23 protein-coding genes are annotated in these 19055 nt (G+C 69.8%); 14 read left to right on the top strand and 9 right to left on the bottom strand.

Annotated elements, in window-relative coordinates:
* Positions 1-90: 90 nt before the first annotated feature.
* Both Q7T09_RS05080 and Q7T09_RS05075 read left to right on the top strand, forming a co-directional pair.
* Positions 91-579, top strand: coding sequence for a (2Fe-2S)-binding protein (locus Q7T09_RS05080; protein WP_304698157.1), 489 nt, complete (start codon positions 91-93; stop codon positions 577-579).
* 11 nt (positions 580-590) lie between these two features.
* Positions 591-2777 (top strand): xanthine dehydrogenase family protein molybdopterin-binding subunit, encoded by a 2187-nt coding sequence (locus Q7T09_RS05075; protein WP_304698156.1) that lies wholly within the window; start codon positions 591-593, stop codon positions 2775-2777.
* On the opposite strand, the gene Q7T09_RS05070 is transcribed toward Q7T09_RS05075, so the two are convergent.
* From Q7T09_RS05070 to Q7T09_RS05060, 3 genes are read right to left on the bottom strand one after another with little or no spacing between them, the layout of a single operon-like run.
* Complete coding sequence (locus tag Q7T09_RS05070) at positions 2774-3073, bottom strand: type II toxin-antitoxin system RelE/ParE family toxin (RefSeq protein ID WP_304698155.1); 300 nt, start codon at positions 3071-3073, stop codon at positions 2774-2776. The two genes, Q7T09_RS05075 and Q7T09_RS05070, sit on opposite strands and share 4 nt — an antisense overlap.
* Complete coding sequence (locus Q7T09_RS05065; protein WP_304698154.1) at positions 3070-3348, bottom strand: hypothetical protein; 279 nt, start codon at positions 3346-3348, stop codon at positions 3070-3072. Before Q7T09_RS05065 ends, Q7T09_RS05070 begins: the two co-directional genes overlap by 4 nt.
* A gap of 27 nt (positions 3349-3375) precedes the next feature.
* Complete coding sequence (locus Q7T09_RS05060; protein WP_304698152.1) at positions 3376-3996, bottom strand: nucleotidyltransferase family protein; 621 nt, start codon at positions 3994-3996, stop codon at positions 3376-3378.
* A gap of 32 nt (positions 3997-4028) precedes the next feature.
* On the opposite strand from Q7T09_RS05060, the gene moaA reads away from it, so the two are divergent.
* From moaA to glp, 6 genes are read left to right on the top strand one after another with little or no spacing between them, the layout of a single operon-like run.
* Positions 4029-5063 (top strand): GTP 3',8-cyclase MoaA, encoded by a 1035-nt coding sequence (gene moaA / locus Q7T09_RS05055; protein ID WP_304698151.1) that lies wholly within the window; start codon positions 4029-4031, stop codon positions 5061-5063.
* Position 5064: 1 nt separating this feature from the next.
* Positions 5065-5310 carry a MoaD/ThiS family protein gene (locus tag Q7T09_RS05050; RefSeq protein ID WP_304698149.1) on the top strand — a complete coding sequence of 82 codons (246 nt, stop codon included), beginning with the start codon at positions 5065-5067 and terminating at the stop codon, positions 5308-5310.
* Positions 5307-5756, top strand: a complete 450-nt coding sequence (locus tag Q7T09_RS05045) for a molybdenum cofactor biosynthesis protein MoaE (protein WP_304698148.1) — start codon at positions 5307-5309, stop codon at positions 5754-5756. The genes Q7T09_RS05050 and Q7T09_RS05045 overlap by 4 nt, the downstream gene beginning before the upstream one ends.
* Entirely contained in the window at positions 5753-6307 is a 555-nt protein-coding gene (gene moaB, locus Q7T09_RS05040) for a molybdenum cofactor biosynthesis protein B (RefSeq protein WP_304698147.1), read from the top strand. Before Q7T09_RS05045 ends, moaB begins: the two co-directional genes overlap by 4 nt.
* Positions 6304-6774: a cyclic pyranopterin monophosphate synthase MoaC gene (moaC, locus tag Q7T09_RS05035; RefSeq protein ID WP_304698145.1), complete on the top strand. Its 471-nt coding sequence runs from the start codon at positions 6304-6306 to the stop codon at positions 6772-6774. The genes moaB and moaC overlap by 4 nt, the downstream gene beginning before the upstream one ends.
* A complete protein-coding gene (gene glp, locus Q7T09_RS05030) occupies positions 6771-7964 on the top strand; it encodes a gephyrin-like molybdotransferase Glp (protein WP_304698143.1) in 1194 nt (397 codons plus the stop codon). The genes moaC and glp overlap by 4 nt, the downstream gene beginning before the upstream one ends.
* A gap of 4 nt (positions 7965-7968) precedes the next feature.
* Here the strand turns inward: glp and Q7T09_RS05025 are convergent, their stop codons facing one another.
* Together Q7T09_RS05025 and Q7T09_RS05020 are read right to left on the bottom strand one after the other, a co-directional pair.
* On the bottom strand, positions 7969-10014 hold the full coding sequence (locus Q7T09_RS05025) for a calcium-binding protein (protein WP_304698142.1): 2046 nt from the start codon (positions 10012-10014) through the stop codon (positions 7969-7971).
* A 156-nt stretch (positions 10015-10170) separates the two neighbouring features.
* The gene (locus tag Q7T09_RS05020; protein WP_304698141.1) at positions 10171-10881 is read right to left on the bottom strand and encodes a Crp/Fnr family transcriptional regulator; all 711 of its coding nucleotides are present in this window, start codon (positions 10879-10881) and stop codon (positions 10171-10173) included.
* Between the two features lie 306 nt (positions 10882-11187).
* Between Q7T09_RS05020 and Q7T09_RS05015 the strand changes: the two genes are divergently transcribed.
* Both Q7T09_RS05015 and Q7T09_RS05010 read left to right on the top strand, forming a co-directional pair.
* Positions 11188-11844: a Crp/Fnr family transcriptional regulator gene (locus Q7T09_RS05015; RefSeq protein WP_304698140.1), complete on the top strand. Its 657-nt coding sequence runs from the start codon at positions 11188-11190 to the stop codon at positions 11842-11844.
* The gene (locus Q7T09_RS05010) at positions 11844-12020 is read left to right on the top strand and encodes a hypothetical protein (protein WP_304698139.1); all 177 of its coding nucleotides are present in this window, start codon (positions 11844-11846) and stop codon (positions 12018-12020) included. The genes Q7T09_RS05015 and Q7T09_RS05010 overlap by 1 nt, the downstream gene beginning before the upstream one ends.
* Positions 12021-12072: 52 nt before the next feature.
* Here Q7T09_RS05010 and Q7T09_RS05005 read toward each other — a convergent pair whose 3' ends face one another.
* The gene (locus Q7T09_RS05005) at positions 12073-13119 is read right to left on the bottom strand and encodes an XdhC family protein (RefSeq protein ID WP_304698137.1); all 1047 of its coding nucleotides are present in this window, start codon (positions 13117-13119) and stop codon (positions 12073-12075) included.
* Positions 13120-13216: 97 nt separating this feature from the next.
* Here Q7T09_RS05005 and Q7T09_RS05000 point away from each other — a divergent pair, with 97 nt between their 5' ends.
* Both Q7T09_RS05000 and Q7T09_RS04995 read left to right on the top strand, forming a co-directional pair.
* Positions 13217-14089 carry a bifunctional regulator KidO gene (locus Q7T09_RS05000; RefSeq protein ID WP_304698136.1) on the top strand — a complete coding sequence of 291 codons (873 nt, stop codon included), beginning with the start codon at positions 13217-13219 and terminating at the stop codon, positions 14087-14089.
* A gap of 37 nt (positions 14090-14126) precedes the next feature.
* On the top strand, positions 14127-14834 hold the full coding sequence (locus Q7T09_RS04995) for a glycosyltransferase family protein (protein ID WP_304698134.1): 708 nt from the start codon (positions 14127-14129) through the stop codon (positions 14832-14834).
* A gap of 120 nt (positions 14835-14954) precedes the next feature.
* On the opposite strand, the gene ald is transcribed toward Q7T09_RS04995, so the two are convergent.
* Together ald and mtgA are read right to left on the bottom strand one after the other, a co-directional pair.
* A complete protein-coding gene (gene ald, locus Q7T09_RS04990) occupies positions 14955-16070 on the bottom strand; it encodes an alanine dehydrogenase (protein ID WP_304698132.1) in 1116 nt (371 codons plus the stop codon).
* A gap of 64 nt (positions 16071-16134) precedes the next feature.
* The gene (gene mtgA, locus Q7T09_RS04985) at positions 16135-16848 is read right to left on the bottom strand and encodes a monofunctional biosynthetic peptidoglycan transglycosylase (RefSeq protein ID WP_370689203.1); all 714 of its coding nucleotides are present in this window, start codon (positions 16846-16848) and stop codon (positions 16135-16137) included.
* Positions 16849-17091: 243 nt separating this feature from the next.
* Here mtgA and Q7T09_RS04980 point away from each other — a divergent pair, with 243 nt between their 5' ends.
* Entirely contained in the window at positions 17092-17754 is a 663-nt protein-coding gene (locus Q7T09_RS04980; protein WP_304698130.1) for a nitroreductase, read from the top strand.
* A 9-nt stretch (positions 17755-17763) separates the two neighbouring features.
* Here the strand turns inward: Q7T09_RS04980 and Q7T09_RS04975 are convergent, their stop codons facing one another.
* Entirely contained in the window at positions 17764-18732 is a 969-nt protein-coding gene (locus tag Q7T09_RS04975; RefSeq protein ID WP_304698129.1) for a WD40 repeat domain-containing protein, read from the bottom strand.
* A 207-nt stretch (positions 18733-18939) separates the two neighbouring features.
* Here Q7T09_RS04975 and Q7T09_RS04970 point away from each other — a divergent pair.
* Positions 18940-19055, top strand: a 116-nt coding sequence (locus Q7T09_RS04970) for a biopolymer transporter ExbD (RefSeq protein WP_304698165.1), incomplete at its 3' end; no start/stop codon positions are given.

Here is a 19055-nt window from a genome sequence, read left to right as displayed (position 1 = left end):
GCGCGGCCCCGCCACGACCGCGCACATTTACCGCGAGGACTAAACGACGTTAAGATGATTGTTGAATCTCACCCGGAGAGGGATCTGCCCATGGCCATGACGCTCGATGTGAACGGCAAACCCCTGGCGGTGAAGGCCGCGCCCGACACCCCCCTGCTGTGGGTGCTGCGCGACGAACTGCGCCTGACCGGCACGAAGTACGGCTGCGGGATCGCCCAGTGCGGCGCCTGCACGGTGCTGGTCGACGGCCAGCCGGTCCGCTCCTGCGCCACGCCCATCGAGGGCCTGGCGGGGTTGAAGATCACCACCATCGAGAGCCTGGGCGGCGCCCATCCCCTGCAGCAGGCCTGGGTGAAGAACGACGTCCCGCAGTGCGGCTACTGCCAGTCGGGCCAGATCATGAGCGCCGCGGCCCTGCTGGCCGCCAAGCCCCATCCCACCGACGCCGACATCGACGCGGCCATGGACGGCAACATCTGCCGCTGCGGCGCCTATCAGCGGATCCGCGCGGCCATCAAGGAAGCCGCCGGCATGGCGCCCGCCACCGTCGCGACGCCCGCCGCCCCGGCCAAGGTCTAGGAGAGCGTCCCATGAACAAGATCCTCTCCCCCCGCGAAACCCTCGGCGCCACGCGGCGCGACCTGGTGGTGGGCGCGACCCTGGTGGGCGGCGCCCTGCTGGTGGGCTGCGGTCCCGCCGATCTGCTGAGCGTCGGCGCCAAGGAGAACTTCGGCGCCTTCGGGCCCTTCATCAAGATCGGCGCCGACGGCGCGGTGACGGTGATCTCCAAGCACATCGAATTCGGCCAGGGCAACCATGCGGGCCTGGCGGCCATCGTCGCCGAGGAGCTCGACGCCGACTGGACCAAGGTCAAGGTCGAGCAGGCCCCGGCCATCGCCAAGGTCTACGCCAACACCGGCATGGGCGTGCAGGGCACCGGCGGCTCCTCGGCCATCTCCAACTCCTGGACCCAGCTGCGCCAGGCCGGCGCCGGCGCCAAGGCCATGTTCGTCGAGGCCGCCGCCAACAAATGGAACGCGCCGGTCGGCGAGATCACCGTCAAGGACAGCGTCGTCAGCCACGCCAAGTCCGGCAAGTCGGCCACCTTCGCCCAGCTGCTGCCCGAGGCCGGCAAGGTCACGCCCCCCAAGACCCCGACCCTGAAGGACCCCAAGACCTTCACCCTGATCGGCACCGACCGGGTGCGGCGCAAGGATAGCCAGGCCAAGAGCGACGGAACCGCGCGCTTCACCCAGGATGTCCAGATGCCGGACATGCTGACCGCCATGGTGGCGCACCCCCCGCGCTTCGGCGCCAAGGTCGCCAGCTTCGACGCCGCCGAGGCCAGGAAGGTCCCGGGCGTGGTGGAGGTCTACCAGATCCCCACCGGCGTGGCCGTCGTGGCCGAAAACACCTGGGCCGCCCGCAAGGGCCGCGAGGCCCTGAAGGTGACCTGGGACGAGAGCGGGGCCGAGAAGGTCAGCTCCGACAAGCTGGCCGCCAACTATCGGCAATGGGCGGCGGGCAAGGGAACCCTGCCCGAGAAGACCCCCTGGCAGCCCTTCGAGACCAAGGGCGACGCCGCCAAGAAGGTCGAGGGAACGATCTTCGAGACCAGCTATGACTTCCCCTTCCTGGCCCACGCGGCCATGGAGCCGATGAACTGCGTGGCCCAGGTGGGCGTGGGCAAGGCCAAGCTGACCTTCGGCTCGCAGATCCCCACCGTCGACCAGCTCAACACCGCCAAGATCGTCGGCATGCTGCCCGGCGCGGTGGAGATCGAGACCCTGTTCGCCGGCGGCTCCTTCGGGCGCCGCGCCAACTTCCAGTCGGACTACGTCGCCGAGTGCGTCGAGATCGCCAAGAAGGTCGGCAAGATGCGGCCGGTGAAGCTGGTCTGGACCCGCGAGGACGACATGACGGCGGGCTATTTCCGCCCGCTCACCCACCACGCCCTGAAGATCACCCTGGACAAGGAGGGCTATCCGCTGGCCTGGCGCCACCGGATCGTCACCCAGACCCTGATGAAGGGCTCGCCGATCCCCGCCAAGGGCCTCGACGAGACCACCGTCGAGGGCGCCAAGGGCTCGCCCTATCTGAAGGCCACCCCGGTGGTGGACGCCCAGGCCCTGCTGCCCGATCTCGGGGTGCCGGTCCTGTGGTGGCGTTCGGTGGGGGCGACCCACACCGCCTTCGTCATGGAGCACACCATCGACCAGCTGGCCCGCAAGGCCGGCAAGGACCCGGTGGCCTACCGCCGGGCCCTGTACGAGAAGGCCGGCGCCACCCGCCACCTGGCCGTGCTGAACCTGGCCGCCGAGAAGGCCGGCTGGGACCAGCCGGCGCCGGCCGGCTGGTCGCGGGGCGTCGCCGTGCATGAGAGCTTCGGCACCCTGGTGGCCCAGGTGGCCGAGGTGCAGCTGGTGGACGGCCAGCCCAAGGTCGGCCGGGTGGTCACCGCCGTCGAGTGCGGCACCCCCATCTCGCCCGACCAGATCGCCGCCCAGATGGAGGGCGGCATCTGCTACGGCCTGTCGGCGGCCCTGTTCGGCCAGGTGACCCTGAAGGACGGGGTGGTGGAGCAGACCAACTTCGACACCTACCGGGTGCTGCGCAACTCCGAGGCCCCGACGGTGGAGACCTATATCGTCCCCTCCGGAAACGCCCCCTCCGGCATCGGCGAGCCGGGCACCCCGGTGATCGCCCCGGCGGTCGCCAACGCCCTGCTGGCCCTCAACGGCCAGGCGACGACGAGCCTGCCCTTCGTGAAGGCCTAAGACTCCGACAGGACATCGCCGATGTTTCGGGCGCCGTGGATGATCCGGATGATCACCACGGCGTCCGGCTCGACGCGATAAAGGATCAGGTAGTCACCCACCGGCCACACCCTTAGGCCGGGGCGAAGAGCGTCACGGGGCTGAGCCATCTCTGGAAATTCGGCCAACCTATTTTCAGCCGCCTCGATCCGCAGGATCACGCGCTCAGCCGCCGAAGGGCTGTCGGCGGCGATATGGATCCAGATGTCGGTGAGATCAGCGTCGGCGCGGTGGGTTCGACGGACTTCGAGGCTCAAGCCGACTTTCTCGCAGCCAGGGCGCGGCGACCGTCAGCGACGATTTCCTCAGCGCTACGACGGCGCGGCGCGATCCCGCTCGCGACCCCCTCGTCCCAGGCTGCGCCGAGCTTTTCGATGGCGGCGGCGCGAAGCTCGCGCCTCTCAAGCCAGTCGCGCAGCGCCTCTTGGACCACGTCATCTGACGATTCGTAGTCGCCACGCGTCACAGCTTCGCGGATGGTTTCAATAAGTTCCGGCGAAAGCTCGACCGACACCGTTTCGATCTTCGACATCACGCTCTCCGCGCTCAAGACCGAATACTACCGCTCACGGAGCGGGCCGTCGAGATCGGCCGGCTGATCCACATCGAAAAGCACCCCGTCGTCGGGGGCCTCCACCAGGGCCAGCCGCTCCCCCAGGCCCTGCAGCACCGCCCGCGCCCCGGCGTCGCCCGTCAGCGTCAGCAGCTGGGGGATCAGGCCCGCGCCGATCACCGCCGGATGGCCCCGCTTGCCGCCGAAGGTCGCCGCCGCGGCCGGGGCGCCGTCGGCGATCGCCTGGGCGAGAGGCTCAAGCACGGCGACCGGAATCCGCGGCATGTCCCCCAGGAAGACGAACACCCCCTCGGTGTCGGCCGGCAGGGCGGCGGCCCCGCGCCGCAGGGAGGCGCCCATGCCCTCGGCGTGGTCGACCGCATGGACGATGCGCAGGCGCGCGCCCTGTCCCGCCGCCTTGGCGTGGGCGGTGGCCACGGCCGCCACCCGGCTGGGATCGGCGCCGGTCACCACCGTGACGGTTCGCACCGGGGCGGCGAAGGCCGCGCGCAGGGCGCCCTCCAGCAGCACCCCGCCGCCATAGGCCGCCAGCAGCTTGCCGCCGCCGAACCGCGTCCCCGACCCCGCCGCCAGGACGATCGCTTCAAATCCGCCCACCCCTGTCACGACCGGCTCTTCCCCTCTATGTTAGCGGCGACATGACGCCCTATGACGACGCCCTGCGGCAAGCGACTTCGAAAACCCCGCTGATCGACGGCTTCGGCCGCACCGTGACCTATCTGCGGGTCTCGGTGACGGACCGCTGCGACCTGCGCTGCGTCTACTGCATGTCCGAGCACATGACCTTCCTGCCCAAGGCCCAGGTGCTCACCCTGGAGGAGCTCGACCGGCTCGCCACGGCCTTCGTGGACCTCGGGGTCCGCAAGCTGCGGATCACCGGCGGCGAACCCCTGGTGCGCAAGGGGGTGATGGGCCTGATCGAGAACCTGTCGCGACACCTGAGGACCGGGGCGCTCGAAGAACTGACCCTGACCACCAACGGCACCCGGCTCTCCGAATTCGCCCCCGACCTGGCGAGATTCGGCGTGCGGCGGATCAATGTCTCCATGGACACCCTGAAGCCGGACCTGTTCCGCACCCTGACCCGCGGGGGCGACCTGGCCAAGGTGATCGGCGGCATCGACGCGGCGCTGGCCGCTGGGATCGCGGTGAAGATCAACGCCGTGGCTCTGAAGGACGACAACGCCGCCGAACTGCCCGACCTGATCGCCTGGGCCCATGCGCGGGGCTGCGACGCCACCCTCATCGAGGCCATGCCGCTGGGCGAGATCGAGTTCGACCGCACCGACCAGTTCCTGTCGCTGAAGGACGTCCGCCGCGAACTGGAAAGCTTCTGGACCCTGGAGGACAGCGACCACGTCACCGGCGGCCCCGCCCACTATGTGCGCGTCAAGGAGACTGGCGGACGCCTGGGCTTCATCACCCCGCTGAGCCACAATTTCTGCGAGGCCTGCAACCGGGTCCGCCTGACCTGCACCGGCACCCTGCACACCTGCCTGGGACGCGAGGACGCCAGCGACCTGCGCGCCGTGATCCGCGCCGGCGCCGACGCCAAGGGCCTGGAGGAGGCCATCCGCCTGGCCGTCGACGCCAAGCCCCAGGGCCACGACTTCCAGATCGTGCGGTCCGGCGCCCCGGCCGTGGCCCGCCACATGTCGACGACGGGAGGCTAGGGTGGCCAAGGTCCTGCTGTTCGGGCGCCTGAGCGACATCGCCGGCTGGCGCGAGCGCAGCCTCGATCCCCTGCCCGCCACGCTGGCGGCCCTGCGCGCCCAGCTCTGCGCCGAGGACGCGGGTCTCGCCGAGGCCCTGGCCGCCCCCGGCGTCCAGGTGGCCCTGGACCAGGTCCTCGTGCGGGGCGACGCGGCCCTGACCCCCCGCTCGGAGATCGCCTTCCTGCCGGCCATGAGCGGCGGATGATCACCCTCACCGACCAGCCCTTCGACCCCGGCGTCCTGCTGACCGCCTTCAGCAAGGGCCGCACCGAGACCGGCGCGGTGGCCACCTTCACCGGCCTGGCCCGCGCCGAGCAGGGATCAACCAACATCCTGGAGCTGGAGGCCTATCCGGGCTTCACGGAGGCGCAGATCGGCGCCATCGCAGAGGGCGCGCGCCAGCGCTTTTCCCTCGACGACTTCCAGATCGTGCACCGCATCGGCAAGATCGCGCCCGGCGAGGCCATCGTCTTCGTGGCCACCGCGTCAGGCCACCGCCGCGAGGCCTTCGAGGCCTGCGATTTCCTGATGGACTACTTGAAGAGCCGGGCCCCCTTCTGGAAGAAGGAGACCGGCCACGACGGGCAGGCGCGCTGGATCGAGCCCCGGCCGCAGGACCACGCCGACATCACCCGCTGGGAGACCCCATGAACGCCCCGACCCTCAGCCCCGGCGGCCGCATCGACGAGAAACTGCCCCTCGTCCCGGTCCGCATCGCCGTCCTGACCATCTCCGACACCCGCGACGAGGAGAGCGACACCTCCGGCCATGTCCTGGCCGAACGCATCACCGGCGCCGGCCACCAGCTGGCCGCCAAGACCATCGTCAAGGACGACGTCGACCAGATCCGCATGCAGGTGAAGGCCTGGGTGGCCTCCGGAACCGTCGACGCCATCATCACCACCGGCGGCACCGGCATCACCGGCCGCGACGTGACGCCCGAGGCCATCGAGCCGCTGTTCGACAAGAAGCTCGACGGCTTCTCGGTGGTCTTCCACATGGTCAGCTACCAGTCGGTGGGCCTGTCGACCCTGCAGAGCCGCGCCACGGCGGGCCTGGTGGGCGGGGTCTTCGTCTTCTGCCTGCCGGGCTCCAACGGCGCGGTGCGCGACGGCTGGGACAAGGTGATCGCACCCCAGCTCGACAGCCGCCATGGCCCCTGCAACATGGTCGAACTCATGCCGCGCCTGCTGGAGAAATGACCGGCCTGACCCACATCGACGAGACCGGCCGCGCCAACATGGTCGACGTCTCCGACAAGGCGGTCACCACGCGGGAGGCCCTGGCCGAGGGGTTCGTGCGGATGAGCCCGGCGACCCTGGCGCTCGCCCTGTCCGGCGACGCCAAGAAGGGCGACGTGCGGGGAACCGCCGAGATCGCCGGGATCATGGCCGCCAAGAAGACGGCCGACCTGATCCCCCTCTGCCACCCCCTGGCGCTCTCCAAGGTCGAGGTCCGGGTCGAGCCGGGCGAGGGGGGACTGTCGGTCACCGCCCGCGTGCGCACCACCGGCCAGACCGGGGTGGAGATGGAGGCCCTGACCGCCGTCTCGGTGGCCTGCCTGACGGTCTACGACATGCTCAAGGCCGCCGATAAGGCCATGACCATCGAGGTCGTGCGCCTGATGAAGAAGTCTGGCGGCAAGTCCGGCGACTGGACGCGCCCGTGAAGCTGCTCTCGGTGGAGGCGGCGCGGTCCGCCATGGTGGCGCAAGCCGCCCCCCTGGCCGCCGAGACCATCCCGCTCGCCGCCGCCGTGGGCCGGGTGCTGGCCGAAGACGTGGCCGCCGTCCGCGCCCAGCCCCCCTTCACCAACTCGGCCATGGACGGCTGGGCGGTGCGCGCCGCCGACACCCCGGGGTCGCTGGCCATCGTCGGCGAGAGCGCCGCGGGGCACGGCTATGAGGGCGTGCTGGCCGCCGGCCAGGCGATCCGCATCTTCACCGGCGCGGCCCTGCCTGACGGCGCCGACAGCGTGGTGATCCAGGAGAACGCGACCCGCGAGGGCGAGCAGGTCACGGTTCCCAAGGCCGCGCCCGGCGACAATATCCGCGACGCCGGCAAGGACTTCCAGGCCGGCGACGTCCTGCTGACCGCCGGAACCCGCATCGACCCCTGGCGGCTGTCCCTGGCCGCCTCGGCCGGCCGCGCCGAGCTCAGCGTCCGCCGCAGGCCGCGCATCGCCATCCTCTCCACCGGCGAGGAGATCGTCGAGGCGCCGGCCACGCCGGGACCCTTCCAGATCTACGATTCCGGCTCCCCGGCGCTGAAGGTGATGTGCGAGGCCTGGGGCGCGCAGGCCACCAAGCTCAGCGGCGTCCGAGACCAGTTGGACGCCGTGATCGAGGCCATGCGCAAGGCCGAGGCCGACCTCATCGTCACGGTGGGCGGCGCGTCGGTGGGCGACCACGACCTGGTCCGCGCCGCCGCCGAGGCGCTGGGCCTCCAGTACAGCGTGGAGAGCGTCGCGGTGCGGCCGGGCAAGCCCACCTTCTTCGGCGTCCTGGCCGATGGCCGCCGCCTGCTGGGCCTGCCCGGCAACCCGGCCTCGGCCTTCGTCTGCGCCGAGCTGTTCCTGAAGCCGCTGATCGCCGCCTATTGCGGCGCGCCGCACCAGCCCCGCATGGCCAGCGCCCGCCTGGCCAAGCCCCTGGCCGCCAACGGCCCGCGCGAACACTGGATGCGGGCCCAGTTGACCTATGAAGCCGGCGGCATCGTCGTCCGGCCCTACCGCGACCAGGACTCCTCCCTGATCACCGTCTTCGCCGCCGCCGACGCCCTGCTGGTCCGCCCCCCCGGCGCCCCGGCCTCAGCCGCCGGCGACCTCGTCGAGGTGCTGCGGCTGGACCGGGCGGGGTAGGTGGCTAGAGGATGAAGTTGGCGTCGGCGACGGAAACGCCGCCCACCACGTTCAGCCGAGCGTCAGCGATGGCGTCTCCGTCCACGTCGAACTGGACGATGTACCCGCCGACTTGCTGAGACCACTGTCGGGTGATTTCGCCGGCGTGCCCGGTGAAACCTGAGCCTTCGGACAGAAGGTGGAACGCCTGGTTTCCGGCTTGAGTCGTGTCGGCGTCGATGAGCGAGACATCTATGATCGCCCCCGTCGGAGCCCCAGGATTAGGGTCGGGGACGAAGGTCATCCTCGAAATAAGGTCGGCGTCAGCGCCATTTCCCAAACTCGCGAGGGTTCGAAACACAAACTTGTCGATACCAAACGCATAGAACTTATTGGCGTCGTCGCTCGCGTAAACCGTGTCAGACCCGATCGTGCCGAAGAAGGTTTCGACTCCCGACATCGTGAGGAGGTGGGTGGCATCGATCTGCTGCGCGCCCGTCGCTCCGAGATCAACAACCACGCCGGTGCTCACGAAGTCGCTGCCGAAGAACATGATCTGATCGACGCCCTGTCCACCGATCACGGTCAGGTGAGAGGATCCACCGGCGTTGAAGTAGTCGTCGCCGGCGCCCCCATCGAGCACATCGACACCGCCCGAGCCGCCACTCAGGCCGTCGCGCCCATCGCCGCCGATGATGGAGTTGTTCCCGGCGTCGCCAGTAATGTTGTCCGCGTAGGCGGTGCCGATGATGTTTTCGACCCCGGCAAGGTGATCGAAGCCGTGCTCACCCAGCGAGCTCTCGCCTCCGGGCGTGGACCAGCCGAGCTCGAGCGAAACAAAGATGCCACCACCCTGGCCGCGCTCGTAGCTAACGGTGTCGATGCCACTGCCGCCATCAAAGCTTTCGGATCCCCCACCGCCGAGCAGAAAATCGTTCCCCGCCCCACCGCTGAGCGTGCCCGCCCCGCCGTCAAACCTCAGAACGTCATTTCCTTCCTCGCCGTAGAGGAGGTCGCCCCCGCCGCCGACGAGGAGATCGTCTCCGTCGCCGCCATTCAGTGTGTTGAACCCGTAGAACGCCTCCAGGACATCATTTCCAGCACCGCCGGAAAGCAGGTCGTCGCCCTCTCCCCCCCAGAGATGGTTGCTAGAAGCGTCACCTGTGACGGTATCCGCATAGGCGCTGCCGACGACATTTTCGATGGAGTCCAGATGGTCATACCCATGACCGTCGGCGGTCCCGGCAAGGAGCGAAACCACGACCCCGCCCGTCAGGCCGTCGTCGAAGCTGACTGTGTCGATTCCCGCGCCGCCGGCGATGTAGTCGTCGCCCGCGCCGCCGACGACAAAGTCGTCCCCCAGATCGCCGTCGACGTAGTCGGCCCCGCCGCCGGCCACGATGGTGTCCGCGCCGTCACCGCCGAGCAGGTAGTTGTCGACGTCGTTGCCGACGATGCTGTCGTTGTCGCCGCTGCCGTAGACGCTCTCGATCGAGACCAGGTTGTCGTGGCCGTGGCCGTCGGCGGTCTGGGTGATCAGGGAGACCGCGACGCCGCCCGCGACACCGTCGTCGAAGCTGACCGTGTCGTCGTTCGCGCCGCCGTCGATCAGGTCGTTCCCCGCGCCGCCGGCCAGGAAGTCATCTCCCGCGCGGCCGAACAACTGGTCGTCGCCCTCGCCGCCGAAGATGTAGTTGAAACCCGAGGTCCCGCTCAGCGTGTCGCCGTAGGCCGAGCCGTAGACATATTCGATGGAGGACAGCTGGTCGGTCCCGGCGCCCAGGGTGTTCTGGGCGGTGGTCAGGGCCAGGTCGACCTTCACGGCCGAGGTCGCGTCCTCGTAGCCGGCCCAGTCATTACCCGTGCCGCCGTCGATGCGGTCATTGCCCAGGCCGCCCATCAGATAGTCGTCGTTGGCCCCGCCCGAGAGGGTGTCATTGCCGTCGTTGCCGGCCAGGACGTCCTCGCCGCCGAGGCCCGAGAGCGAGTCGTCGCCGCCCAGGCCATAGAGGGTGTCGGCGCCCGCGCCGCCCGTCAGCTTGTCCTTGCCCGATCCACCGTTGAGAAACATGGTCCGCCCCGCCCCCGGCCTGATGCCGTGGGCACAACCTAGGGGCGACGGCTAGGGCGACAATCGCGCGCAACCTGGGGGCGGCAGGGTAACCTTAAGGCGGACGCTCGGGCGGGAGTTTCCGTTAAGGAGTCAGGGATTCCACCGCCTCCCAGCTCAGGTCGCGCCACCACCGTGGGTTTCGATCATCCCCCGGAAGTGTTGGGTGGTGGCGTAGCACTCGCAGGCGCGCTTCTCGAGGCCGGGACGGTCCAGGATCTGGATCACGCCGCGAGTGTAGTCGATCAGCCCGTCGGCCTTCAGCACGCTGGCCACCTGGGAGACGGTGGAGCGCTGCACCCCAAGCATCGAGGCGAGGAAGTCCTGTTTCAGGGGCAGGGTCGGGCCGCCGCCGGTGCGGTCCTGGCATTCCAGCAGCCACCAGGCCAGGCGCTGCTCGTGGGAGTGGTGGGTCTGGCAGGCCAGGGTCTGGCGGGCCTCGGCCAGGCTCAGCTCCACATGGCTGCCGACCTTCCGCCGCAGGGAGGCGCTGGCGTCATAGGCGGCGATATAGGCCTCGGCCGGCACCCGCAGGGCCAGCAGGTCCACCTGCACCAGGGCGCGGGAGAAGATCACCCCGGCGCCCACGGCCTCCAGGAAGCCGACGCCCCCCTCGCGGCCCACCACCGCGGTCTCCACCGCGACTCCCGACAGCATCACCGACAGCAGGGAGATCAGCCCCTCCTCCGGGAAATAGACCCAGTCGATGGGCGCCTCGGGCTCGTAGAGCAGGGTTCCCTGCTTGAAGGTCATCGGCCGCATCGACTTGGACAGCACGTCGTAGTCGGCCGAGTCGAGGGAGAGCAGGAGGCGATTTGCGGTCTGCATCGGGACATCCGTAAGCCGCGAAGATCGCGGACCCCAGTGAAGCGGGAAGTTCCCTTGAGGCGAGGACACACGGGCGGCCTCGCGCCCACTAAGTCAGAAAATGACATTATAAGCAAATACTATTTCATACTATGAATAGAACCGTCTTCCTTATGTAATTGTCAGACGTAAACTCGGTTTTTCAAACGGTTTGCAGTGAAATGAAGCTATTACTGCTCGCAAGAGAATTGCCGAGGCGCTGTGATATTCATCAATCGAGTTCTTTCCGCGCTTCCCAAGGCCGACTTGGCGGCCCTGATCCCAGACATGGTCGAGGCGACTTGGGGGCCGGGAGAAGTACTGTACGAGTCGGGCGGCCCGGTGACCGAGGCGCACTTCCCCAGCAGCGCCGGTCTGTCGGTGGTCAAGGTCATGGACGACGGAACCTGCGTCGAATGCGCCACGGTGGGCTCGGAGAGCGCCGTCGGACTGTTGCCGGCGCTCAGCGGCGGGGTGTCCTCCAACCGGACCTTCGTGCAGCTGGCCGGGTCGGGGATTTCCATCCCGGCCGCCGCCCTGAGCGCGCGCGCGCGGCAAAGCCCGGCCCTGGTGGACCTGCTGCTGCGCTTCGCCCAGGTGACGCTGGCCCAGGAAGAACAGTCGGTGGCCTGCAACGCCCTGCATGAGACCGAGCCGCGCCTGGCGCGGTGGATCCTGCAGAGCCAGGACCGGCTGACTGCCCGCGTCCTGCCGCTCACCCAGGACTATCTGGCGATCATGCTGGGGGTGCAGCGCACCACGGTGGGCGCGGCCGCCAGCCGGCTGAAGGCCGAGGGCCTGATCCGCTACAGCCGCGGCCAGCTGGAGGTGCTCGATCGCCCCGGCCTCGAGCGGCGGTCCTGCGAATGCTACGGCGCCGTCCGCGAGCTGCAGGCCCGGTTGCTGGCCCCCGACGAGTCCAACGACAATCCAGGAGCCCTCTGATGCTCACCCCAGACGATATGAACCTCCGGGCCAAGGCCCTGATCCTGAAGTCGGCGGCGGGCGGCGTGTCCAGCGGGCCCTATCGCGAACTGGCCCTGGAATGGCGGCTCCTGGCGGTGCAAAGCATCTTCCTGGACGCCATGCTCGCCCCCGAAGCCGTCAGGCAAGGAGACTGAGCCTGGAAGGTGACAAGCGCCCGAACCGGTCCCCACGTCAGGCTGTCACACCCTAGAACTGCTCCTGATCGGCGGGCTTGATCTCCTTGGGCCGGGACGCGCTCCAGGCGCTCTCCCTGTCGCGCTTGGAGACCGGTTCGCGCGGCGTCTCGGGCGCCCGGGAATGGCGCAGGGCCATGATCTCGCCGATCACCGACACCGCCACCTCCCAGGGGGCCTTGCCGCCGATGTCCAGACCGATGGGGGCGTGGACGCGGGCAAGCACGCTCTCCGGAACCCCCGCGGCCCGCAGGGGCGCCAGGCGCTCGGGCAGGCGCTTGCGGGCCCCCAGCAGACCCACATAGCCGGCCGCCGAGGGCAGGGCGGCGGCGAGCGCCGTGCGGTCGATCTCCAGACTGTGGGTGGCGATGGCGATGGCGGTCCAGGCGTCGGTCCCGATGGCGGCCAGGGCCGCCTCCGGCTCGGAGCGGAGATAGGCGATCCCGGCGATCGGCGGCCCGGCCTCCGGCCCCTTGGGGCGGACCAGGGTGGTCTCGAACCCGCTCTGGGCGCCGAGTTGGCTGATGGCCAGCGCCGTGGGGTCGGAGCCGAACACCACCAGCCGCGGCGTCGGGTCGTAATGGCGGACGATGGCGCCGTCCCAGGCGGCCTGGGTGTCGGGATCCACGCAGAGGCGGCGGGTCCCGTCGCTGATCCAGACCGCCGGGCGGCGCTCGGCCTGGGCGGCCAGCAGTTCGGCCAGCGCCGGGTCGCCGGCCGGCACGCGCTCCAGGAAGATCTCGATCCGCGCGCCGCAGAGCAGCTGGATGTCGGGCCAGGGACTGCCCCGTCCATAGACCAGCCGCCGCGGCGTTCCATCCTCCAGGCAGGCGGCGGCGTGATCGGCGATATCGCTCTCCACGCAGCCGCCTGAAAAATATCCCGCGACGATCGCCTCGGCGAACACCATCTGGGTTCCCACCGGGCGCGGCCCGCCGCCCTCGACGGCGATCAGGGTGGCCAGCGCAACGGGCAGATTCCGTTGCGCAGCAAGGCGCAGGGCGGGGCGGACGTCCTCGGCCATGCCGAACAGCGGCCACTCGGGCAGGGGTTCTCTCATCCCGCTCAACTTAACCCCCCAGAAAGGTTCCAGACACCGGTTCTTTAGGCCTTGCCCCCTAAATGGGGGTTCATTCGGTCCGCAACCAGCGTTGTTCATGACTTCTCCGCTTTCCAAGCTCGGTCTCGGCTCCGGCCAGTTCGCCCTCGACCAGGCGACCGTGCGCGGGCGCCCGCCCCAGGCCGAGGTGCGCGACATCCTGGACATCGCCGCCCGGACCCAGCTGGCGGTCTTCGACGTGGCCGGCCGCTCGCCCCAGGTGGAGGACGTGCTGGGGACCATCATGCCCCGGCCCAACCCCTTCCGGATCTCCATCTCCACCGTCCGCGCCGATCGCGGCCCCGACTTCGTGGAGGCCGAGGCCCGCGCCACCCTGCGCCGGCTGGGCGTAGAGACGGCCGACGCCATCCTCGTGCCCTCGGCCGCCGACCTGTTCGGCCCCCACGGCCTGGCCCTCTGGGACCGGCTGAAGGCGCTGAAGGACCAAGGGCTGACCAAGAAGATCGGCGTCTCGGTCTTCGCCTCCGACGATCCCCTGGGGGTGGCCCGCCGCTTCCGTCCGGACATCATCCAGGCCCCGGCCTCCCTGCTCGACCAGCGCCTGCTGATCGACGGCACACTGGCGGCGCTCACCGGCATCGGCATCGAGGTGCACCTGCGCTCGATCTTCCTGTCGGGCCTGCTGTTCCTGCCCGCCGACCGGGCCCCCAACCACCTGAAGGAAGCCGCCAGCCGGATTTCCCGGGCCCGCCGGCTGATCGCCGAGGGCCGGTCCGATCCGCTGCAGGCGGCCCTCGGCTTCGCCCTGTCCCGCCCCGAAGCCGCCGCCGTCCTGGTGGGCGTCACCACCGCGGCCGAGCTGAACGCGGTGATCGCCGCGGCCTCCAGCCCGCCGCCGGACCTCGACTGGGACGACATGGCGATCGACGACCCGGTCGCCCTCGACCCCCGCGCCTGGAGGGCCGCCTAGGCGCCCCCCACGGCCTGGCTCAAAAGGAGCCCGCGCCATGATCCTCGCCATCCTGCAAGCCCGGATGACCTCGCCCCGACTGCCCGGCAAGGCCATGGCCCCCCTGCGCGGCGAGCCCATGATCCTGCGCCAGGTGGAGCGCCTGCGTCAGGCCCGCTGCCTGTCCAAGGTGATCGTCGCCACCAGCGACGAGGCCGTCGACGATCCCATGGCCAGCTTCCTGGTGGCCCGCGGCCAGACCGTGTTCCGCGGCGCCTCGGAGAACCTCACCCGCCGCTTCATGCGCTGCGTGGAGGCCGCCGGCCCCGTCAGCCACGTGGTCCGCATCAAGGGCGACTGCCCCTTCGTCGACCCCGGCGTCATCGACGAGACCGTGCGCCTGGCCCTGGCCTCGGGCGCCGCCTACGTCTCCAACCGGGTGAAACGCACCTACCCCCTCGGGCTGGAGGTGGAGGTGGTCACCGCCCAGGCGCTCGCCCAGACCGCCCATGAGGCCGACGAGGCCACGGCGGCCGGAACCTCGCCGCTGGCCCAGATCCGCGCCCGGCCCGAGCGCTACCCCCAGGCCCACTGCCTGGCCCGCCGCGACTGGTCGGCCCTGGACTGGCGGGTGAAGACGCCGGCCGACATGGCCTTCGCCAACGGGGTCTACGCCGCCCTGCACGCCGACGACCCCGCCTTCGGGATGGAGGACGTGCTGAGCCTGGTGGGCGGCCGCCAGGACCTGGCCCGCTGGGCGGCGTGATTCCATAACCGCTCACCCCGGCGAAGGCCGGGGCCCAGATACATCAGCCGCTTTCCGGTCAACGAACCGAGATCGTGACTTACGATCTGGGTCCCGGCCTTCGCCGGGATGAGCGGGGGTTTATGCCGCCCACGCCCCGTACGGATCGCTGAAGGGCTTGGCGAGCGCCTGCGCCACCGCCGGGTGGGTGATCTGGCCCTTGAGCACGTTCAGGCCCTTGGCCAGGTGCCGGTTGGCCTCCAGCGCCTCCAGCCCCCTGTCGGCGAGCGCCAGCCCGAAGGGCAGGGTCGCATGGCCCAGCGCCTCCGAGGAAGTGCGCGGCGCGGCGCCCGGCATGTTGGCCACGCAGTAATGCACCACCCCGTCGATCGTGTAGGTGGGATGGACGTGGGTGGTGGGCTTGGAGGTCTCGAAACAGCCGCCCTGGTCGATGGAGACGTCCACCAGCACCGAGCCCGGCTTCATCCGCGACAGGTGCTCGCGGCGCACCAGGGTCGGGGCCGCGGCCCCGGCGGTGAGCACCGCGCCGATCACCACGTCGGCCTTCAGCACCTCCTCCTCCACCGCGTCCAGGGTGGAGTAGCGGGTGAGGATACGCCCCAGGAACATGTCGTCCAGCACCCGCATGCGCGGGATGGAGCGCTCCACCACCACCACCTCGGCGCCGAGGCCGGCGGCCATGCGCGCGGCGTTCATGCCCACGACCCCGCCTCCCAGGACGCAGATCCGCGCCGGGGGCACGCCGGGCACGCCCGACAGCAGCAGGCCCATGCCGCCATTGTGCTTGAGCAGGGTCTCGCCGGCGGAGAAGACGGCGATGCGGCCGGCCACCTCCGACATCGGCGCCAACAGCGGCAGGCCGCCATTGGCGTCGGTCACCGTCTCATAGGCGATGGCCGCCGCGCCCGAGGCCAGCAGCCCCTCGGTCTGGACGGGATCGGGCGCCAGGTGCAGGTAGGTGAAGAGGATGTGCTCAGGCGTGAGCCTGGCCCATTCGATGGGCTGGGGCTCCTTGACCTTGATGATCAGCTGGCTGCCGGCGAACACCGCCTCGGCGTCGGCGGCGATCTTCGCCCCGGCCCGGACATAGGCCTCGTCGGCATAGCCGGCGCCCTGGCCGGCGCCGGTCTCAACCAGGACCTCGTGGCCATGGACGACATATTCCCGGACGGCGGTGGGGGTCAGGCCCACCCGGTACTCGTCCGCCTTGATCTCGCGGGGCACGCCAACGCGCATGTTTGCCTCCCTGGGGCAATGTTATGTCTCTTGAGGGAGGGTTTGAGGGTTTGGTTTTGTTCCGTCAACCCAGAACGCAGCTGGCCATCCCCTCGCGGCGGATGGTCCCGGCGGCCTTGCCGATGCGGCCCGAGCGGCGCTTCACATAGGGCCCTGGCTTGGCGGCGCGCCACTTCAGCGGGCTGGGCAGGATGGCCGCCAGGCGCGCGGCCTGGGCGTTGGTGAGCCTGTCGGCGCCGACCCCGAAATTCTTCAGGGCCGCGGCCTCGGCGCCATAGACGCCCGGGCCCCATTCGACGCTGTTGAGATAGACCTCCATGATCCGTTTCTTGCCCCACAGGGCCTCGATCAGAACGGTGAAATAGGCCTCCAGCCCTTTGCGCACATAGGAGCGGTCGGGCCAGAGGAAGATGTTCTTGGCGGTCTGCTGGCTGATGGTCGAGCCGCCGCGAACCCGCTTGGAGCGCTCGTTATGGGCCAGGGCCTTCTCCATGGCGGCGAAATCGAAGCCGCGGTGGCTGCAGAACTTGGCGTCCTCGGCGGCGATCACCGCGCGGACCAGGGCCGGTGAGATCTCGTCCAGGGGCCGCCAGCGGCGCTCGAAGCCGCGGCCCTCGATGGCGCGCTCCACCATCAGATAGGTGATGGGGGGCGGGATCACCCGATAGGCGGCGGTCACCAGGATCGGCCCGATCAGGCCGAACACCAGGAACAGCACCACCAGGAGGCGGCCCACGCGGCGCCAGAGCGGCCGGCGCCGGGTCGGGTCCTGGGGGATCTCGATGGGTGGGGCGTCGCCGCGTTCCTCGACCGGCCGCGGCGGCTCATTGAGCGAGATGTCGTCCCAGGACTTGGCCAGGCCCTCCCAGCCGCTATCGGTCTGGGCGGTGAGCCGCAGGCCCTGATCCTTGTCGGAAGACGCGTTGGTGTCGCTCAAGTTCGAGAACCCTTGCCTTGACCTAAGGGGCCAGTGCTAGCGATGCGGCGCAACCGGTCAAGCCGCCGCACCTGAGGAGAGGTCATGAACGTCACCGAGGCCGTCGCCAGGCGAATCTCCATCCGCGCCTTCAAGCCCGAGGCGCCGCCGGCCGCGATGGTGCGCGAGATCCTGGAGGCCGCGGCCCGCGCCCCCTCCGGCGGCAACCTGCAGCCCTGGCGGGTCTACGCCCTGGCGGGCAGGCCCCTGGCCGATCTGAAGGCCAAGGTGGCGGCCAACCCCTTCGGCGAGACCCCGGAATACGACGTCTATCCCCCCAACCTCTGGGACCCCTTCCGCACGCGGCGGTTCCAGAACGGCGAGGACCTCTACGCCGCCATCGGCATCCCCCGCGAGGACAAGCCCGCCCGCCTGCGGCAACTGGCCAAGAACGGCGAGTTCTTCGGCGCGCCGGTGGGGCTGTTCTTCTGCCTCGACCGCAAGCTGGGCCCGCCCCAGTGGTCGGACCTGGGCATGTACATGCAGACGGTGATGCTGCTGGCTGTCGAGCGGGGCCTGGACACCTGCGCCCAGGAATACTGGGCCCGCTATCCCCAGACGGTCGCGCAGGCCGTGGGCCTGCCCGAGGACCACATGCTGTTCTCCGGCATGGCGCTCGGCTGGCGCGACGAGGCCGCCCCCATCAACACCCTGCGCTCGGCCCGCGACCCGTTCGAGACGTGGGGGGAGCTGAAGGGGTTCGAGTAGCGCAGCGGCCTACGCCACCTCGAACACCCCGGCCCCGCCTTCCTCATCCCCCCAGGCCACGCGCTTGCCGTCGGCGGTGATGGCGAGCGCCGAGATCGGCGGGCCCTTCTCGGCCTTCAGCATGTCGATCTTCTGGTCGGTGAGGTCGCAGACCCAGACCCGGCCGTCGTCGAGGCCGGCGGCCACGCGGTTGCTCACCGGCGTCGCCGCCACGCGGTTGACCATGGCCGACTCGTCGAACCCGATCTCGGCGGCCTGCTTGCCCAGGGGACCGGCCGACCCGGAGAACGGCCAGATGACCGCGCCGTTGGCGCCGGAGGTGGCCAGCATCTGGCCCTTGTAGAGGAAGGCCAGGCTCTTCACCTTGGCCGGATAGCCGCCCATCTTCAGGTTCTTCTCGTCGGCCACCCGCCAGCCGTGCAGCTGGTTCTCCTGCATCGAACTCATCAGGAACTTGCCGTCCGGGCTCCAGGCCAGGGCCACGTGGCTGCCGGCCCATTTCAGCACCATGGGCTTCTGCTCGGCGATACGGGCGTACCAGAGCCAGGCGCCGTTATAGGTGGCTGTGGCGATCCGCCGCCCCTTGGGGTCGAAGGCGACGTCGGCCACCGACGTCTCGTGGACGAAGACCCGGGAGAAGGCCGGATCGGCGCTGTCGCGGACGTGCAGCTCCTTGCCGGCGGCGAACGCGATCAGCTTGGAGTCCGGGCTGGCGGCCACCGATTCGATCCAGCGGCCGGGAACCTTGGCGATCTCGCTCACCGCCTCGCCCCGCGACCAGGCCACGACGCCGTCGTCGCCGCCGGTGATCACGCCCTCGCCGCTGGGATGGGCGCAGGCCGACAGCGCCACGCCCTTGTGGGCCTGGGCGGTCGCGCCGCCCTCGAATCGGACCGTGCCGTCCCCCAGGGCGAAACAGGCCTGGCCGTTGCGGTCGAAGAGGGCGGCGGTGACATAGGCGTCGAAGGAGAAGGTCATGCCCGCGTCTTAGACGCCTAACACCGGTCTTGGCGAGGCGCCGACTGCCTGGAAATTTCGCCTTTCGGGAGAGCTTGGCGGGCAGGCTCCCGACTTGGCCGGTCCTGGGAACCGGTTCGGGCTTTACAATCCCGATTTGATTGGCGAAGGGTGTCCGGACTGTAGACGGGCGCCACCTGCTGCGCGCCCCTAGGGAAGGAATTGCATATGGGTGCGAAGCTGGGCGGCGGGGGCGGCGGCAAGTTCGACCTCGGCCAAAACAGCGACATCAACGTCACGCCCTTCGTGGACGTGATGCTGGTGCTCCTCATCATCTTCATGGT

The sequence above is a fragment of the Phenylobacterium sp. genome, from assembly GCF_030645195.1.
Taxonomy (GTDB): domain Bacteria; phylum Pseudomonadota; class Alphaproteobacteria; order Caulobacterales; family Caulobacteraceae; genus Phenylobacterium.
This window is presented reverse-complemented; position numbering and strand designations above follow the sequence as displayed.

What these genes read in the sequence shown, in the direction of transcription:
- Q7T09_RS05080 (WP_304698157.1), top strand. Translation starts at nt 91, where the DNA reads ATGGCCATGACGCTCGATGTGAACGGCAAACCCCTGGCGGTGAAGGCC.
- Q7T09_RS05075 (WP_304698156.1), top strand. Translation starts at nt 591, where the DNA reads ATGAACAAGATCCTCTCCCCCCGCGAAACCCTCGGCGCCACGCGGCGC.
- Q7T09_RS05065 (WP_304698154.1), bottom strand. Translation starts at nt 3,348, where the DNA reads ATGTCGAAGATCGAAACGGTGTCGGTCGAGCTTTCGCCGGAACTTATT.
- moaA (WP_304698151.1), top strand. Translation starts at nt 4,029, where the DNA reads ATGACGCCCTATGACGACGCCCTGCGGCAAGCGACTTCGAAAACCCCG.
- Q7T09_RS05045 (WP_304698148.1), top strand. Translation starts at nt 5,307, where the DNA reads ATGATCACCCTCACCGACCAGCCCTTCGACCCCGGCGTCCTGCTGACC.
- moaB (WP_304698147.1), top strand. Translation starts at nt 5,753, where the DNA reads ATGAACGCCCCGACCCTCAGCCCCGGCGGCCGCATCGACGAGAAACTG.
- moaC (WP_304698145.1), top strand. Translation starts at nt 6,304, where the DNA reads ATGACCGGCCTGACCCACATCGACGAGACCGGCCGCGCCAACATGGTC.
- Q7T09_RS05025 (WP_304698142.1), bottom strand. Translation starts at nt 10,014, where the DNA reads ATGTTTCTCAACGGTGGATCGGGCAAGGACAAGCTGACGGGCGGCGCG.
- Q7T09_RS05020 (WP_304698141.1), bottom strand. Translation starts at nt 10,881, where the DNA reads ATGCAGACCGCAAATCGCCTCCTGCTCTCCCTCGACTCGGCCGACTAC.
- Q7T09_RS05015 (WP_304698140.1), top strand. Translation starts at nt 11,188, where the DNA reads ATGGTCGAGGCGACTTGGGGGCCGGGAGAAGTACTGTACGAGTCGGGC.
- Q7T09_RS05010 (WP_304698139.1), top strand. Translation starts at nt 11,844, where the DNA reads ATGCTCACCCCAGACGATATGAACCTCCGGGCCAAGGCCCTGATCCTG.
- Q7T09_RS05005 (WP_304698137.1), bottom strand. Translation starts at nt 13,119, where the DNA reads ATGAGAGAACCCCTGCCCGAGTGGCCGCTGTTCGGCATGGCCGAGGAC.
- Q7T09_RS05000 (WP_304698136.1), top strand. Translation starts at nt 13,217, where the DNA reads ATGACTTCTCCGCTTTCCAAGCTCGGTCTCGGCTCCGGCCAGTTCGCC.
- Q7T09_RS04995 (WP_304698134.1), top strand. Translation starts at nt 14,127, where the DNA reads ATGATCCTCGCCATCCTGCAAGCCCGGATGACCTCGCCCCGACTGCCC.
- ald (WP_304698132.1), bottom strand. Translation starts at nt 16,070, where the DNA reads ATGCGCGTTGGCGTGCCCCGCGAGATCAAGGCGGACGAGTACCGGGTG.
- Q7T09_RS04980 (WP_304698130.1), top strand. Translation starts at nt 17,092, where the DNA reads ATGAACGTCACCGAGGCCGTCGCCAGGCGAATCTCCATCCGCGCCTTC.
- Q7T09_RS04975 (WP_304698129.1), bottom strand. Translation starts at nt 18,732, where the DNA reads ATGACCTTCTCCTTCGACGCCTATGTCACCGCCGCCCTCTTCGACCGC.